7 protein-coding genes, 2 rRNA genes and 1 pseudogene are annotated in these 14,196 nt (G+C 69.9%); 5 read left to right on the forward strand and 5 right to left on the reverse strand.

The genetic code is table 11. The features are described 5' to 3' along the window. Window positions 1–51: 51 nt before the first annotated feature. The gene (locus tag OG989_RS05935) at window positions 52–1,263 is read left to right on the forward strand and encodes a glycosyltransferase family 4 protein (RefSeq protein WP_327029924.1); all 1,212 of its coding nucleotides are present in this window, start codon (window positions 52–54) and stop codon (window positions 1,261–1,263) included. Here OG989_RS05935 and OG989_RS05940 read toward each other — a convergent pair. Next, window positions 1,248–1,442, reverse strand: a complete 195-nt coding sequence (locus OG989_RS05940) for a hypothetical protein (protein ID WP_132238409.1) — start codon at window positions 1,440–1,442, stop codon at window positions 1,248–1,250. The two genes, OG989_RS05935 and OG989_RS05940, sit on opposite strands and share 16 nt — an antisense overlap. A 139-nt stretch (window positions 1,443–1,581) precedes the next feature. Continuing rightward, window positions 1,582–3,147, reverse strand: a pseudogene (locus tag OG989_RS05945) (hypothetical protein); the annotation flags it as partial. A gap of 86 nt (window positions 3,148–3,233) precedes the next feature. Here OG989_RS05945 and OG989_RS05950 point away from each other — a divergent pair. Together OG989_RS05950 and OG989_RS05955 are read left to right on the forward strand one after the other, a co-directional pair. After that, window positions 3,234–4,493 carry a polysaccharide biosynthesis protein gene (locus OG989_RS05950; RefSeq protein ID WP_327029926.1) on the forward strand — a complete coding sequence of 420 codons (1,260 nt, stop codon included), beginning with the start codon at window positions 3,234–3,236 and terminating at the stop codon, window positions 4,491–4,493. Between the two features lie 20 nt (window positions 4,494–4,513). Next, the gene (locus OG989_RS05955) at window positions 4,514–7,045 is read left to right on the forward strand and encodes a fibronectin type III domain-containing protein (RefSeq protein ID WP_327029927.1); all 2,532 of its coding nucleotides are present in this window, start codon (window positions 4,514–4,516) and stop codon (window positions 7,043–7,045) included. A gap of 42 nt (window positions 7,046–7,087) precedes the next feature. Here OG989_RS05955 and nudC read toward each other — a convergent pair whose 3' ends face one another. Continuing rightward, window positions 7,088–8,008, reverse strand: coding sequence for an NAD(+) diphosphatase (gene nudC / locus OG989_RS05960; RefSeq protein ID WP_327029928.1), 921 nt, complete (start codon window positions 8,006–8,008; stop codon window positions 7,088–7,090). 180 nt (window positions 8,009–8,188) lie between these two features. Between nudC and OG989_RS05965 the strand changes: the two genes are divergently transcribed. Together OG989_RS05965 and OG989_RS05970 are read left to right on the forward strand one after the other, a co-directional pair. Next, entirely contained in the window at window positions 8,189–10,003 is a 1,815-nt protein-coding gene (locus tag OG989_RS05965; RefSeq protein ID WP_327029929.1) for a VanW family protein, read from the forward strand. Between the two features lie 140 nt (window positions 10,004–10,143). Beyond that, complete coding sequence (locus tag OG989_RS05970; protein WP_327029930.1) at window positions 10,144–10,476, forward strand: hypothetical protein; 333 nt, start codon at window positions 10,144–10,146, stop codon at window positions 10,474–10,476. 117 nt (window positions 10,477–10,593) lie between these two features. Here the strand turns inward: OG989_RS05970 and rrf are convergent. Both rrf and OG989_RS05980 read right to left on the reverse strand, forming a co-directional pair. Then, a 5S ribosomal RNA gene (gene rrf / locus OG989_RS05975) occupies window positions 10,594–10,710 on the reverse strand. 84 nt (window positions 10,711–10,794) lie between these two features. Further along, window positions 10,795–13,903 (reverse strand): 23S ribosomal RNA (locus tag OG989_RS05980). Between the last annotated feature and the right edge of the window lie 293 nt (window positions 13,904–14,196).

The following is a 14,196-nucleotide window of genomic DNA, read 5'->3' on the forward strand; positions in this document are numbered from 1 at the left end:
GAAGCCCATAGTGTGACGCGACGCGAAGACTACTCGGCAGTAGGAGTAAGTGTGGAAGCACCGCCTGCCGCCACCCGGCACGTACTTTTCCTCAACTGGCGCGACACCCGGAACCCGGAGGGCGGCGGTTCGGAGGTGTACGTCGAGCGGATCGCCGGTGAACTCGTACGCCGGGGCCACCGGGCCACCCTGCTCTGCGCCACCCACTCCGCCGGCCCGGCCGAGGAGATCACCGCCGCCGGCGTACGCGTGCTGCGGCGCGGCGGCCGACACACCGTCTACCTGCGCGCCGCGCTCGTCTACCTGGCCGGAGCCCTGGGCCTCGGGCCGCTGACCCGGCGCCGGGGCGGTCGCCCCGACCTGATCGTGGACGTCGGCAACGGCCTACCCTTCCTGTCCGCCCTGTACGCCCGCCGGCCGGTCATCGCACTCGTGCACCACGTGCACCGTGAGCAGTGGCCGGTGGTGCTGGGCCGCTGGCTGGCCGGCTTCGGCTGGTGGGTCGAGTCCTGGCTCGCCCCGCGCGTCTACCGCCGCTGCCAGTACGTGACCGTCTCGGCAGCCACCCGGCGGGAACTGGCCACCCTCGGCATCGACCCGTCCCGGGTCGCCATCGTGCACAACGGCACCCCCGACATGACGGTGGGGCCGGTGCCGCGCACCCCGCAGCCGTCCCTGGTGGTGCTCGGCCGGCTGGTGCCGCACAAGCAGGTCGAGCTGGCCCTGCACGCGGTTGCCGGGCTCACCGGCGAGCTGCCGGGGCTCACCCTCGTGGTCGCCGGCCAGGGCTGGTGGGAGCCGCAGCTGCGCCAGCTCGCCGAGGAGTTGGGCGTCACCGACCGGGTCCGGTTCACCGGCTTCATCAGTGACGCCGAGAAGCGGGAGCTGCTGGCCAGCGCCTGGGTCGCGCTCACCCCCTCGCTCAAGGAGGGCTGGGGGCTGACCATCGTGGAGGCCGGGGCGGTCGGCACGCCGACGGTGGCGTTCCGCGGTGCCGGCGGAGTCGAGGAGGCGCTCGTCGACGGCGAGACCGGCCTGCTCGCCGACGGTGTCGACGACTTCGTCGCCAAGGTGCGGCTGCTGCTGACCGACGACGCTCGGCGCACCGCGATGGGCACGGCGGCGCGGGCGCACGCGGCCCGCTTCACCTGGCCGATCTCGGGCGAAAAATTCGCGGCCCTCGTGACGAGGGCCGCGAACGTTCGGAGCGTGGTGCCGGCGGAGCAGATGGAACCGGTGGAGCCGTCCTACCTCGTGCCGTAGACCAGCGGCTTGTTGGCGCCGCCGCCACCGCCGTCCGAGCTGGTCCGCGCGGCCTGCTCGGCCTTGGCGGCCTCGGACGACGAGGTGCCGGTGAGGGTGGTGGCCAGCGCCACCGACCCGAAGACGCCGAGAGCGACCGCGATCACTCCGGCGAGAACCAACGAGAGAGCACTGCGCATGGTGCTGACTTCCTCCTCGTGAGCTGCGTGCGCGGGACGTTACCACCAAGTAGCGTCGGTGGGGAGGGCCGCGAGGACGATCGATTCCGGCCTGGCGGCGGGAACCCTCGGCAGCTCACCGCGCACCGGGGCCGCGCGCGGTCGGGTTCTCGTACAGGGTCAGGTCCTCGCCGGCGTACACCTCGCGGAGCCCGACCAGCGTCGCCGGGTCCGTCCGCTGCCCGCCGGCCACCCGTTGCACCACCACCCAGCGCACCCCGGTGGCCCGCACCGGGGCACCGGAGTCGAGCACCCGCCGCACGTACGCGACGCGCCGGTTCTCCCCGCTCACCTCGCTCGTGCCCACCCAGAGCGTGTCGTCGACGAGGACCTCGGCGTCGACGTAGCGGGGCAGCGGGTCGAGCGCAGTCCGGCCGCCGTTCCACGGATAGGCCCGGTAGGAGCCCAGCGGCAACGAGAGCACCTCGCCCGGCTGGCCGTCGAGGCGGGCGGCGACGGCGTCCCAGTCCGCCGGATAGGCCACCGGCCGCAGCCGGCCGGCCGCGCCGAACGCCAGGTCCGGCAGGACCACCACCGGCAGCGCCAGCGCCCCGGCCAGCACCGCGCCCGCGCCGGCCCGCCCGACCCGGCCAGCCGCTCCGGCCAGCCGTTCCGCGCCGAGCGCGAACCCCACGGCCACCAGCAGGGCGTACGGGACGAGGAACTTCTGCCCGTCGCGCAGCACCCCGGCTCCCGGCACCGTGGCGACCAGCCACTCCAGCGACGCGCCCAGGCCGGGCAGCACGCCCAGGGCTGCGAGCAGGAACCCGCCGGCAGCCAGCACGGCCAGCCGGTCGCAGATCCCGTCCGGCCACCGGTGGCGCAGCGCCCGGTAGCCGAGGACCGCCAGGGCCAGCACGACGGCGGTGGCCAGCGGCGCCAGCGGGGACGACCGGCTCACCGGTGTGGTCTGCGCGTTCCAGATCCCGCCCGTGCCGGCCAGGGCTCCGAGCGCTCCGCTCCAGTTCTCCGCCCGCGCCGCGAACGCCGCCACCCCGTCGGGATCGGTCCGGGCGTCCGCCCTGGTCAGGGCGGCAGCCACCAGCCAGGGCGCGTTCAGCAGCAGCACCACCGCGATCGCGATCGCGCCGACCCGGCCCCTGCCGCGCCGCGGCACCAGCACGACGGTGGCCGCCAGGGCGATGAGGCCGCCGGTCGGGGTCACCGCGGCGAGGGCGGCCGCCAGCACCAGCAGCGGCAGCGCCCGCCGTCCACCGGCCCGCAGCCGGATCACCGCCAGCACCAGCCAGGGCAGCGACGCGTACGCCAGGAGCAGACCCCAGTGCCCGATCAGCAGCCGCTCCGCCAGGTAGGGCGTCCACACGTACCCGACGGCGGCCACCAGCCGGGTGACCGGGTGCCGGGCCGGCACCAGCAACCCGGCGCCGACGGTGGCGAGCAGCAGCACCGCGACCAGCGCCAGCCGCTGCACCAGCCACCCTGGCACCGCCTGGCTCGCCAGCGACACCAGGGCGTCCAACGGCACCGCCCGTGGCAGCGAGTCGGACGGGGCGACGAGTTCGGCGCGCCACGGCTGGTGCGGCACGAAGACCATGTCGTAGCTGAGCACGTAACCGGGTGCCGCCAGCGGAGCCAGCACCAGCAGGGTGACGGCCAGCCCGAGCCCGACGAGCATCGACCTCTCCCGCAGGGTTGACCTCCTCATTACGCTGACCGGGCGTGGCACCGGCGTGGCGCCACTGTACGCGCGCCCGTTGCACAGCCGGGAGTGCCGGCGACACGGGACGGTTGATGGGTACGGATTCGGAAAAGCCCGGCCGGGCGACCGGGCTCGGCACCGCCGGCATCGCAGTGACGCTCGCCGGCGTGTTCGTCAACGGGCTGGCCTACGTGGTGCCCGTCCTCGGTGCGCGGCACCTCGATCCGGCGGAGCTGAGCGCGCTCGCCACGCTCCTGGCGCTGGGTGCGATCGGTGGCGTGGCCAGCACCGGGCTCCAGATCGCGGTCGCCGTGCACCGGGCCCGGCACGGTCGCGCCGCCACCGCCCGGCCGGCCCTGCTCACGGTGCTCGTCACCGCCGCCCTGCTCGCCCTGACGCTGCCGGTGGCCGCCGTCCAGCTTCGACTGACCGCCCCGGCGGTGCTGCTGCTCGGCGTGCTGACCGTGGCGGTCGTGGCGGCCGGCCGCTGGCTCGGCGAGTTGCAGGGCGACCAGCGCTTCCTGCGGCTCGCCGGCGGCATGGCGCTGCTCGGCGCCGGCCGCTACGGGGGCATGGTGGCCGGGCTCTCGCTCGGCGGCGGGCTCACCGGGTCGCTGCTGGCCGGCGCGCTCACCTCGGTCCTGGTGCTCGCCCTGCTGGTGCGCCTCAACCGGGGCGCAGGTATCGACCCGGCCGTGCCCTCCCTCGCCACCCGGACGGTGCTCACCGCCAGCGGCGCCACCCTGGCGATGCTGGTGGTCTCCTACGCCGACCTCCTGCTCGCCCGCCGCTTCCTGCCGCCGGACGTCTCCGGCACCTACGCCGTCGGCACGGTGCTGACCAAGGGGGCGCTGTGGGCGCCGCAGGTGGTGACCGTGATCGTGCTGCCCCGCCTGGCCAAGGGGGACCGGCGGGCCCTGGTCGCCGCGCTGGCCCTGGTCGCCGGCGCCGGGGCGGTGCTGGTGCTCGGTTCGGCGCTCGCGGGCGGGCTGGCCTTCCGCCTGGCCGGCGGCCCCGACTACGCCGCGGCCGGTCGTTACGCCCCGGTCTTCGCCGCCACCGGCGCCCTGTACGCGGTCGTGTTCATCCTGGTCAACGCCCGGGTCGCGGCGTCGGTCCGGTGGCCCGCCGCTCCGCTGTGGACGTCCACGGTGATCTTCGTGGCCGCCGTCGCGACCGTCGTGCCGCGGACCGTCGCCGGGATCGCCGGGGCCGCCCTGGCGACGGCGGCGGCCACCGCCGTCGCCACCGGATTACTGACATTGGCTTATGAACGGGGCAGCAGGTCGAAACGCACCCGTACGGCCACTACCACCCAAGCGGGAGGACATGTCACAGTGCGGGACGGATAACCAGGAGACGGGGGTTTCTGGTGAGCGTCAGCACGGCCACGACCGGGTCCGGTCCAGGGAAGGTCCGCACCCACGCCCGCTGGTTGCTCGTTCTGTACGCCACCGCGCTGGTGCTCACCCTGACGGCCGGCGTGCCGGGCCGGACACGGGCCGAGGGCGGCATGTCGGCCGACCGGCTCACCGCCCTCTTCGAGCGTTACGGCGACACCTCCGGCCGGTGGAACGGCGCCGACCGGACGGCCTCGGTCCGGCTCCCCGACGGCCGGCTCCTCTGGCTCTTCTCCGACACGTTTCTCGGCCCCGTGGGCCCGGACGGTTCCCGCCCCCGCACCGCGTCGTTCATCAACAACTCCGCCGTGGTGCAGCAGGGCGACGAACTGCGCGAGACGGTGCACGGCGGCACCGCCGAGGACCCCGCCTCGCTCGTACCGCCCCCGGCCGCCGACCAGTTCTACTGGATCGGCGACGCCCAGGTCGTGGGCGAGACCCTCCAGATGCTGGTCAACCGCTACCGCCGGACGGGCGACGGCCCGCTGGACCACGTCCTGCTGGGCACCTCGCTGGCGACCTTCGCACTGCCCGGCATGACACCCGTCGCGGTCCGGCCGCTGCCGCTGGGAGAGCGCATCTCGTGGGGCTCCAGCCTGCTCCGCGATGGCGGACACACCCTGATCTACGGCACCGAGGCGAGCGGCGAGACGAAGTTCGCGCATGTCGCCCGGGTCGCCGGGACCGACCTGAACGGCCCGTGGGAGTTCTGGACGGGCACCGGCTGGGCGCCCGCAGCGGACAAGTCCGCCCGCATCCTCAGCGGGGTCGGCACGTCGTACGGGGTGCAGCGGGTCGGCGACCGGTACGTGCTCGTGACCCACGAGAACAACCTGGTGTTCAGCGCCGACGTGGTGGCGTACACGGCGGGTGGGCCGACGGGTCCGTTCGAAGGTCCGGACTACCTGCACCGCGCGCCCGAGACGGACGCCGGGCATCTCGTCTACGACGCCGACCTGCACCCCGACCTGGCTCGTCCGGGCAAGCTGCTGATCTCCTACAACGTCAACAACGTCGACGACGCCGTGACCTACGCCGACGCCGGCCTCTACCGGCCGCGCTTCGTCGAGGTCGACTGGCCCCGCCCCCGGCCGGACCGGGCCGACGTGCCGCCGGCGCCGGCGGCACTCACGGCCGAAGCGCGGGGCGCGGGCAACGCCGAGCTGCGGTGGCGTCCCGTCCCGGTCGATGACGAGCTGCGCTACCTGGTACACCGCCGGAACGTGACCGCCGGGCAGACCCACTTCGTGCGGATCGGCGAGCCGTCCGCCGAGCCCCGCTCCTCGGCCGACTTCCTGGTCAACGGCCACGAGTACGAGTTCCGGGTGACCGCCGTCGGTCGGCGGGGCGAGGGTCCTCCCTCGCCGGTGGCGCGGATGACCGCCACCGTGCCGCCGCCACCGCCGCCGAGCGGGGTGCGGGCCGAGGCCGGCCGCACCGGGGACGTCGCGGTGCACTGGGAGCCGATCCCGTTCGTCCAGGTGTTCCGGCTCTACCGGCGCGACGTCACGGCGGGGCAGCGGAAACCAGCCCTCGTCGGCACGTTCACCGGCACCAGCGCCACCGTCGGCTCGCTGTGGCACGCCCGGACGTACGAGTTCACCGTCGTCGCGGTCGGCGGCGGCGGGGACAGCCCGCCCTCGACGCCCGTCCGGGCCACCGCATCGGTCAGCCCGCCGGCCGCGCCGGCCCGACTGACCGCACAGGCCCAGCCGGACGGCGACATCCGGCTGGGCTGGGCCAACCTCGGTCCCGGCGTCTCCTACCGGGTCTACCGGCGCGACCTGACGGCGGGCCAGAGCCGCCTCGGGTCGCCCGCACTCGAGAGCCGGCCGAGCCACCTCGCCCGCCACCTTGAGCACGGCCACGAGTACGAGTTCGTCGTCAGCGCGGTGGACCGCGACCGCGAGGGACCGCTCTCCCCGCCGGTGCGGGCCCGGGCGACCTTCAGCGCGCCGAAGGTGGTGCCGACCGACCTGCGGGTGACGAAGGTCGGCACGGCCGAGGTGGAGCTGACCTGGCGGTCGGCCAGTCCCGGCGGGTGGCACCGCGTCTACCGGCGGGACCTCACCGCCGGGGAGCGGGAGTTCACCGAGGAGGAGGTGCCCGTGCAGGGCACCGAGGCCACCATCCGCCAGCTGCGCAACGGACACGAGTACGAGTTCGTGGTCGCCGCGGCCAACCAGGCCGGTGCCGGGCGGCAGAGCAGGCCGGTCCGGGCCGTCCCTCGGCTGCCCACGCCAGCCGGGCTGGCGGCGACGGCGGCCGGCAACGGCGAGGCCCGACTGAGCTGGCGGCCGGCGGGGCCGGGCCTCGCCTACCGCGTCCAGGTCCGCGACGTCACGGCCGGCGGGGAATGGCGGACGGACCCGGTGCCGGTGGGCGGGACGGACTTCACCGCCGTGCTGCTGGTCCGCGGGCACCGCTACGAGTTCCGGGTCGCCGCCACCGACGGCATCGACACCGGCACGCCGTCCGCGCCGGTCGCCGTGCTCGTCCGCTGAGACACAGGCGGTGACCGCGTCGCGCTGGAGGAGCTGGCCCGGTCAGGCCCCGGCCGTCAGCCAGGAGTGCAGCAGGTGGTGGTCGATCGAGTCGACGCGGCCCAGCGGCTGTCCGGCGGCCGCCCGCTCGCGCAGCTCGTCCCGGGTGAACCAGCGCGCCTCCAGCAGCTCCTCGCCGTCCACCCGCACCTCCTCGGACGCGGCGGTGGCGCGGAAGCCGACCATCAGGCCGGCCGGGAACGGCCACGCCTGCGAGCCCACGTACGCCAGGTCGGTCACCGTCACCCCGGCCTCCTCCGCCATCTCCCGCCGGACGGCGTCCTCCAGGCTCTCGCCCACCTCGACGAAGCCGGCGAGCGTCGAGTACGCCCCCTCGGGCGCGCCCGCGTGCCGGGCCAGTAGGCAACGGTCGGGGACGCCGGGCGCCTCGATCAGCACGATGACGGCCGGCTCGATCCGGGGAAAGAGGAGCCGTCCGCAGTCCGCCCGCGCGCACGACCGGACGTGTCCGCCGCCCCGGGCGACTGTCGACGCCCCGCACGTGCCGCAGAAGCGCTGCTGGCGGTGCCAGTGCAGCAGCCCCCGCGCGTACGCCTGGACGGCCGCCCCGGCCGGGTCGAGCCGGCCGACCAGCGCCCGGACGTCCACGGCGGCGCTCGCCTCCGCCACCTCGACGGCGGCAGCCTCGGGCAGTCCGGAGAGGTCAACGGCGAAGACGGCCGAGCCCTCGTCCATGCCCAGGAAGACGGTCTCGTCGGCGACGGTGAGCGCCTTGGCCGCCCGTTCCCCGGTCAGCCGCACCGGCACGTCCCCCGCGACCAGGCAGCGGTCCCGCCAGAGCGGCAGCAGGGTGCTCGCCGGGTCCGCCAGCAGTGCGGCGAGCCGTTCCTGGTCGGTACGCAGCTCCCCCGCCCGGTCCAGCCAACCGCCCCCGTACGCCAGGACCGCCTTGTCCGCTCCCATGTTCCCTACCGTGCCATGCCCGCCGGCCCGCCCGACGACCGGCCGGTGTCCCCCGACACGCCGGGCGACACGCCGCGACGCGAAGGGTGGGGCGCTGACTCCCGACCCGCCGGGGCGCCGGTTACCGTAGGTGTCTTCCGGGCGGAGGCGCGCTCCCCCGTTGTGGTACGTCCGATCGAGGTGACCGTGACGCTGTACGGCGAGAAGACTCCACCCGCCGACGACCGGCCCACCGTGCAGGTCAAGGCTGTGACCTGGCCCGGTGACGAGCCGGAGCCGGTCGCGCCGGCTGGCCGGCCGGGCGGGTCACGGTCCCGCCGGACCCGCCTGTTGCTGGCCGCCGGGGCCGCCACGGCGGTGCTGGCCTCCGTGGCGGGGGCGGGTGCCTACGCGTACGCCGGTGACGTGCCGCGCGGGACGACGGTGCTCGGCGCGGAGTTGGGCGGCCGGAGCCGCGCGGACGCCGCCCGGGAGCTGCGGACGGAGCTCGAACGCCGCGCCGCCACGCTCAACGCCCCGCTGTCGGTGCGCGTCGGCGAGCGGACCGCCACGATCGACCCTGCCACCGTCGGTTTGGCGGTCGACGTCGACGCCACCGTGGCGGCGGCGGCCGAGGCCGACGCGCACGCCGTCGACCGGCTCGTGGGGTCCCGGGCGGTGCAGCCGGTGGTGGCCGTGGACGCCGTCCGGCTCGACGCCGCCCTCGAGAAGGTCGTCGGCGACCAGGGCCGGAAGATGACCATGCCGGCGATCACCTGGAAGGGCACCACGCCGAAGGCGGTGCACCCGAAGCCGAGCCTCGCCCTCGATCCGGAACGCTCCGCGCAGGTGGTACGGGAGGGCTGGCTCGCCGGCCAGCCGGTGACCGTGCCGCTGGTCGAGACCCACCCGGCGACCACCGCCGAGGAGGTGGACCGGCTGGTCGCCGAGCTGGCGAAGCCGGCTGTCGCCGCCCCGGTCACGCTGACCACCGGCAAGGGCTCGGTGCAGATCCCGCCGAAGGCGATCGCGCGGAGCCTGCGGTTCACGGCCGACAAGGCCGGCAAGCTGACGCCTCAGGTCGACGTGAAGCGGCTGCGGGCCGCGCTCGGCGGCGACCTGGCCGCGATCGAGGTGCCGCCGAGGGACGCCCGGATGACCATCTCCGGCGGCAAGCCGAAGGTCGTCGACGGCAAGCCCGGGCAACAGCTCGACAGCGCGGCCCTCGGCCGCGACCTGCTCGCCGTCCTGCCGAGGGCGGACGACCGGAAGGTCACCGGCGAGCTGAAGCCGGCGGAGCCGGAGCTGACCGCGGCGAAGCTGGCCGGGTTGGGCATCAAGGAGCGGGTCTCCACCTTCACCACGCACTTCAGCGGTGGGCTCTCCTCGCCGCGCAGCCAGAACATCGTCACGATCGCGAAGGACGTGGACGGCACGGTGGTGCTGCCCGGCGAGACGTTCTCCCTCAACGGGCACACCGGCGAGCGCGGCTACGCCCAGGGCTACCGGGACGCTCCGGTCATCCTCGACGGCAAGCTGGTCCCGGGGGTGGGCGGCGGCACCTCGCAGTTCACCACGACGCTGTTCAACGCGACGTACTACGCCGGGCTGGAGGACGTCGAGCACAAGCCGCACTCGTACTGGTTCAGCCGGTACCCGGCGGTCATCGAGTCGACCATCTTCTGGCCGGACCTCGACTTCAGGTTCCGCAACAACACGGAGCACGGCGTCCTGATCGACACCTCCTACACGTCGAGTTCGATCACCGTGTCGATCTGGAGCACGAAGATCTGGGACAGCGTGAAGACCGAGTACACCCCGCGCCGCAACATCACCCAGCCGAAGACGGTCTACCTGGAGCCCGGCCCCACCTGCATCCCGGCCGGCGGCAGCCAGGGCTTCACCCAGGACGCCTACCGGGTGTTCAAGAAGGACGGCAAGGTCGTGAAGCGGGAGAAGTTCACCTGGCGCTACTCCGCCGAGCCGCGCTTCATCTGCGGTCGCGAGCCGTCCTGACCATCGCATGGACGCGCGGCGGTGCGGAGGCACCGCGCACCCGTCCTGTAGAGCTGTCCGCCCTGTAGAGGAAGGTCGGTGCCGCAATGGCAATTTCGTTCACGGCGGAGGTCGACCGGTTCATCACTGTCGCGACGCAGTTGAGCAGCGAGGACCTGGAGCGGGTGTACGAGTTGCGGATGGCGGTGCGCCGGGCTCACGGACGGCAGCCGAAGCCGAGCCTGTCCGCTGCGGCGTTCAGCAAGCTGGACAAGCGCGTGCGGGATGACCTGCGCGCCCGCGGCCCGCAGTTCTGGGCGTACCGTGTCGGGGCGATCAGCGAGGCGATCGTGGCGACCCTGAGCGCGGCCCGTGCGATCTGGAAGCCGGAGCAGCTCACGCCTGAGCAGTACCACCTGATCGTCGGCCCGTTCGAGCAGGTCGGAATGACTGTGCCGGCACACCCGGACGATCCGCCGCGGCCTGATCGTTGACACAGTCGCCGAGCGGCGTTCAGCATGACGCTGACGCGCTGGCGTCTTTCGGCCTCGAATTGGTCCGTAACGCAGTTCAGGGCCACCCCCGAAGGGGTGACCCTGAACTGAAAGATTGTCCGGCGGTGTCCTACTCTCCCACACCCTCCCGAGTGCAGTACCATCGGCGCTGGAGGGCTTAGCTTCCGGGTTCGGAATGTAACCGGGCGTTTCCCCTCCGCCATGACCGCCGTAACTCTATCGACATATCAAACAACACCAACCACGTGGTCTGTCGTTCGTTTATCGAGAGTTGCACAGTGGACGCGTAGCAGCTTAGTAGTCAAGTCCTCGGCCTATTAGTACCGGTCAACTGAACCCGTTACCGGGCTTACATTTCCGGCCTATCAACCCAGTCGTCTAGCTGGGGGCCTTACCCCACAAAGTGGGTGGGATACCTCATCTTGAAGCGAGCTTCCCGCTTAGATGCTTTCAGCGGTTATCCCTTCCGAACGTAGCTAACCAGCCGTGCCCCTGGCGGGACAACTGGCACACCAGAGGTTCGTCCGTCCCGGTCCTCTCGTACTAGGGACAGCCCTTCTCAAGTATCCTACGCGCACGGCGGATAGGGACCGAACTGTCTCACGACGTTCTAAACCCAGCTCGCGTACCGCTTTAATGGGCGAACAGCCCAACCCTTGGGACCTGCTACAGCCCCAGGATGCGACGAGCCGACATCGAGGTGCCAAACCATCCCGTCGATATGGACTCTTGGGGAAGATCAGCCTGTTATCCCCGGGGTACCTTTTATCCGTTGAGCGACACCGCTTCCACTCGCAAGTGCCGGATCACTAGTCCCGACTTTCGTCCCTGCTCGACCTGTCAGTCTCACAGTCAAGCTCCCTTGTGTACTTGCACTCAACACCTGATTGCCAACCAGGCTGAGGGAACCTTTGGGCGCCTCCGTTACCCTTTAGGAGGCAACCGCCCCAGTTAAACTACCCACCAGACACTGTCCCTGAACCGGATAACGGTCCGAAGTTAGATACCCAAATCAACCAGAGTGGTATTTCAAGATTGCCTCCACCCATACTGGCGTATAGGTTTCACCGGCTCCCACCTATCCTACACAAGCTAATTCGGATACCAATGTCAAGCTATAGTAAAGGTCCCGGGGTCTTTCCGTCCTGCCGCGCGTAACGAGCATCTTTACTCGTAATGCAATTTCGCCGGGCCTGTGGTTGAGACAGTGGGGAAGTCGTTACGCCATTCGTGCAGGTCGGAACTTACCCGACAAGGAATTTCGCTACCTTAGGATGGTTATAGTTACCACCGCCGTTTACTGGCGCTTAAGTTCTCCGCTTCGCCCCCAAAGGAGCTAACAGGTCCCCTTAACGTTCCAGCACCGGGCAGGCGTCAGTCCATATACATCGAATTACTTCTTCGCATGGACCTGTGTTTTTAGTAAACAGTCGCTTCCCCCTGCTCTCTGCGGCCATACAACGCTCCACCCGCGCGGGGCTTCACGTCTCCGGCCCCCCTTCTCCCTAAGTTACGGGGGCAATTTGCCGAGTTCCTTAACCACAGTTCGCCCGATCGCCTCGGTATTCTCTACCTGACCACCTGTGTCGGTTTGGGGTACGGGCCGCTAAGAACTCGCTAGAGGCTTTTCTCGGCAGCATAGGATCACTGACTTCACCTGAATCGGCTCGGCATCACGTCTCAGCCCTAATGGTGTGCGGATTTGCCTACACACCGGCCTACACGCTTACCCCGGCACAACCACCGGCCGGGCTCAGCTACCTTCCTGCGTCACCCCATCGCTTGACTACTACCCGCCAGGTTCCCACGCTCCCCAGCTCGGTCCGAAGACCTCCCCAGGTTCGGGTGGTTAGCACAACGAGGTTCATCAGGGACGCTCTTTCGCGGGTACGGGAATATCAACCCGTTGTCCATCGACTACGCCTCTCGGCCTCGCCTTAGGTCCCGACTCACCCAGGGCGGATTAGCCTGGCCCTGGAACCCTTGGTCATCCGGCGGAAGGGTTTCTCACCCTTCTTTCGCTACTCATGCCTGCATTCTCACTCGTGCCGCGTCCACAACTGGGTCACCCCGCTGCTTCACCCCCGGCACGACGCTCCCCTACCCATCCACACACCTGCACAAGGAATCAAGTCCAAGCGAGGTAAAAATGTGAATGCCACAGCTTCGGCGGTGTGCTTGAGCCCCGCTACATTGTCGGCGCGGAACCACTTGACCAGTGAGCTATTACGCACTCTTTAAAGGGTGGCTGCTTCTAAGCCAACCTCCTGGTTGTCTATGCGACCCCACATCCTTTTCCACTTAGCACACGCTTAGGGGCCTTAGCTGGTGATCTGGGCTGTTTCCCTCTCGACTACGAAGCTTATCCCCCGCAGTCTCACTGCCGCGCTCTCACTTACCGGCATTCGGAGTTTGGCTGATTTCGGTAAGCTTGTGGGCCCCCTAGACCATCCAGTGCTCTACCTCCGGCAAGAAACACGCGACGCTGCACCTAAATGCATTTCGGGGAGAACCAGCTATCACGGAGTTTGATTGGCCTTTCACCCCTAACCACAGGTCATCCCCCAACTTTTCAACGTTGGTGGGTTCGGCCCTCCACGCGGTCTTACCCGCGCTTCAGCCTGCCCATGGCTAGATCACTCCGCTTCGGGTCTAGGACACGCGACTGAACGCCCTATTCAGACTCGCTTTCGCTACGGCTCCCCCACACGGGTTAACCTCGCCACATGCCACTAACTCGCAGGCTCATTCTTCAAAAGGCACGCCGTCACCCCGCAAGGCTCCGACGGATTGTAGGCGAACGGTTTCAGGTACTATTTCACTCCCCTCCCGGGGTACTTTTCACCATTCCCTCACGGTACTCGTCCGCTATCGGTCACCAGGAAGTATTTAGGCTTACCAGGTGGTCCTGGCAGATTCACGGCAGATTTCAGGGGTCCGCCGCTACTCGGGAACACCCACAGAAGGTCAGCAACTTTCACCTACCGGACTCTCACCGTCTACGGTCAGCCATTCCAGACTGTTCGACTAGCCACTGACTTTGTAACTTCTCGAACAAGTGTCAGCTTGTTCAGCAGGGTCCCACAACCCCGACCACGCAACCCCTGACAGGTATCACACGCAACCGGTTTAGCCTCAATCCGCTTTCGCTCGCCACTACTCACGGAATCACTAAATTGTTTTCTCTTCCTACGGGTACTGAGATGTTTCACTTCCCCGCGTTCCCCCCACACACCCTATGTGTTCAGGTGTGGGTGACTGGACATGACTCCAGCCAGGTTTCCCCATTCGGACACCCTGGGATCACAGCTTGGTTGACAGCTCCCCCAGGCCTATCGCGGCCTCCCACGTCCTTCATCGGCTCCTGGTGCCAAGGCATTCACCGTTCGCCCTTGACAACTTGACCACAAAGATGCTCGCGTCCACTGTGCAATTCTCAACAAACGACCAACCCACAACCCGATCCGTGCGACACCAAACCCGACCACCGCCGGCGGTATGCCACACCAGGCCATGCCTGGCAGCCCGACAAGCTCTCACGCTCGCCTACGGCTCCGAAAAAACAACCAACGGTTGTTCCTTCAGGACCCAACAGGGTGCTATCCGCCCTCTCCCAGCCGCACCAGGACTCCGTTCCCACCACCCGAAGGCAGCTGTACTAGAAGAACCCCAGCCGTTGCCAGGAAAAAACTCGCCAGT

Source organism: Micromonospora sp. NBC_01740 (assembly GCF_035920365.1).
GTDB lineage: Bacteria > Actinomycetota > Actinomycetes > Mycobacteriales > Micromonosporaceae > Micromonospora > Micromonospora reichwaldensis.

Coding starts and splice junctions, on each gene's coding strand:
- OG989_RS05950 (WP_327029926.1), top strand. CDS start 3,234: ATGGGTACGGATTCGGAAAAGCCCGGCCGGGCGACCGGGCTCGGCACC.
- OG989_RS05940 (WP_132238409.1), bottom strand. CDS start 1,442: ATGCGCAGTGCTCTCTCGTTGGTTCTCGCCGGAGTGATCGCGGTCGCT.
- nudC (WP_327029928.1), bottom strand. CDS start 8,008: ATGGGAGCGGACAAGGCGGTCCTGGCGTACGGGGGCGGTTGGCTGGAC.